This window comes from Mesorhizobium sp. M1338 (genome assembly GCF_040318045.1).
Taxonomy (GTDB): Bacteria; Pseudomonadota; Alphaproteobacteria; order Rhizobiales; family Rhizobiaceae; genus Mesorhizobium.
On record NZ_JAMYLL010000117.1, the window covers coordinates 1 to 2,572 of the forward strand.

At 63.7% G+C, this 2,572-nt stretch carries 2 protein-coding genes; both read right to left on the reverse strand.

What is annotated here, in order from left to right; translation table 11 throughout:
- Nucleotides 1-106 precede the first annotated feature (106 nt).
- Nucleotides 107-883: an IS21-like element helper ATPase IstB gene (istB, locus tag NKH19_RS33135; protein ID WP_352983905.1), complete on the reverse strand. Its 777-nt coding sequence runs from the start codon at nucleotides 881-883 to the stop codon at nucleotides 107-109.
- Nucleotides 884-899: 16 nt separating this feature from the next.
- On the reverse strand, nucleotides 900-2,447 hold the full coding sequence (istA, locus tag NKH19_RS33140; RefSeq protein WP_352983908.1) for an IS21 family transposase: 1,548 nt from the start codon (nucleotides 2,445-2,447) through the stop codon (nucleotides 900-902).
- Nucleotides 2,448-2,572: the final 125 nt, after the last annotated feature.

Consider the following 2,572-nt stretch of genomic DNA (forward strand, 5'->3'; position numbering starts at 1 on the left):
TGCGCATTTCGCAAAAGCCGGACAGGGGTTCCGCTAATTCCCGGACAGCGATTTCGCTAATGTCGGGACAGTTTGGCGGCGACGGTCCTCGGGTGCCTTGTTGCGTTCATGGATGATTGATTTCGCTGTTTTCGGCGCCGGTCAAGAGGGGCGCTGCCTTTTGCTTTCGCATGCTGTCGCCATGGAGCACGATACGGTGGGCGTTGTGCACGATCCGATCGAGAATGGCGTCGGCGACGGTTGGGTCTGCGATCAAGTCATGCCATTTGGCCACCGGGACCTGGGCGGTGATCAGGGTGGATTTGCGGCGATAGCGTTCCTCGACGATTTCGAACAGATGGAAGCGCTGTTGGTCGGTGAGGGAGTGGGTTCCGAAGTCATCCAGGATGAGCAGTTGCGCGCGGGTGAGCTTGTCAATGAGGCGTGGGAAGCGGCCATCGAGACGAGCGAGCGCCAAATCCTCGAACAGGCGCGGCAGGCGCACATAGAGCACGGAATGATCGAGCCGTGCCGCTTGCCGGCCGAAGGCGCAGGCCAGCCACGACTTGCCGGTTCCGGTCTGGCCGGTGACGATTAGGTTCTCATGCGCCTTCAGCCATTCGCCCTGGGCGAGCGCCATGGTGCTGCGCCGGTCGAGCCCGCGCGGCGCGGCAAAGTCGATGTCCTCAATGCAGGCTTCGGGAAAGCGCAACCTGGCTGAGGCGAGCCGGTTCCGGACGCGCTTGGCGGCCCGTATGGCAACCTCGCGGTCGAGCATCAGGCCGAGCCACTCATCACGGCTGAGCTCGTTGGCGTTGTTCCGTTCGGCCAGTTCGCGCCAGGCGGCAGCCATGCCGGCCAGACCGAGGGATTGCATCTGGTCGAGGGTGGGGTTCGTCAGCATTCTTTCTTCCTTTCCTTCACTGGTAATAGTTCGAGCCGCGGATGTTGGCGTGCTGGGGAGTCGGCTTTGCCGGTTCTGGGGAGCTGGCCCGGTCGAGGCCGGCTTTGAGGATGGCGGTGACGGAGGAGTAGGCGATCGCGTTGATCAGCAGCGCCCGCTCGCAGGCGGCATTGAGACGCTCCGGCCCATAGCGCGGCGCCAGCGACAGGATGCCCATGGCCGAGCGATATCCCTGTTCCGGATGCGGTCGGTCGCGCATCATGCGCTCGACCAGAATGGCGGCGTTGGGGCCGATCCCGGCCGCCCGGCTGATCAGGCTGGCCGGCGTGGTGTTGGCGTAGCGCTGGTGCGCCTTGGGCATGTGTTCGTTGACGGTGACATGGCCGGAACGCTGTGAGCGACGCACATGGCTGGCGACACGCTGGTGATCGTGGAAGATCTCGACCACTCGATGAGTAAGCCGCACCTCGACGGTGCGCCCGATCAGCCGGTGCGGCACCGAGTAGAAGGTCTTGTCGACTTCGACATGGTAGTCAGGATGCACCTTCGCCGACTTCCACTCGGCGTATTCGAACGGTGCTGCCGGCAGCGGCTTCAAGGCGGCCCGCTCGATCTCCTCGAACAGTTCGCGGCGGCTTTGGCCGACATGGCGCATCGGCCGGTTGTTCAGATCCTCGAGCAGTTCGGCGATCGCCGCGTTGAGCTCGGCGATCGAGAAGAAGGATCTATTCCTGAGCCGTGCCAGAATCCAACGCTCGACGATCAGCACCGCGCCCTCGACCTTGCCCTTGTCGCGCGGCTTCCGGCTTCGGGTCGGCAGGATGGTGGTATCGTAATGCTCGGCCATGGCTGCAAAGGTCGCGTTCAGCGTCGGCTCGAACCACAGCGCCTTGACGACACCGGCCTTCAGGTTGTCGCATACGATCGCTCTGGTGACACCGCCGAAGAAGGCGAGCGCTCGCACCTGGCCCTCGATCCAGTCCGGCAGCTTTTGGCTGGAGCTGGCAAAGGCGAAGGTCAGATTGGAGGCACCAAGCACCGCGACAAAAATCTGCGCCGGGTAAATGGCGCCGGTCGCCGGATCCATCACCGGCACCGTCTGCCCGGCATAGTCCGTCTGCATCACCGCGCCCGCCGCATGCCGGTTGCGGAATGTGGCGCTCGTCCGGCGCTCGAAAGCGGCGAAGTGCTCGCAGAACCAAGTGTAGCCGTAGCCGTCCGGATGGGCGGCGCGATACTCCTGCCACAACAGCGTCAGCGTCACCCCCTTGCGCTTCAACTCCCTGGCGATCAGCGCAAAGTCCGGTTCGCTCAGGTCTTGCGGCGGACGACCGGCACGGCCAAACAGCAGCCGCTCAAGCGTCGCCTCGTCGTGGCCGGGCGGCAGCGGCCAGCATGCCAGCCCGGCCTCCCGCGCCCGCAGCAAATAGGTCGATACCGTCGTCTTGCTGATCTTCAGCCGTTCTGACACCTCACGCACCGAAAGACCCTGCTCATGGGTCAGGCGCAAGATCGCTTGGATATCCCTCACACTCGTTCGTCTCGCTTGCTTCCGTCTCGGCATGGCCCCTCTCAACGTCATCGTGAGAGGCCAAACTGCCAGAACGGCGCAGCCGAGAACCGACCGTTAAATCCGCTCCCGAAAACTGTCCGGGATTTAGCGGAAACGCTGTCCGCGAATTACCGAAA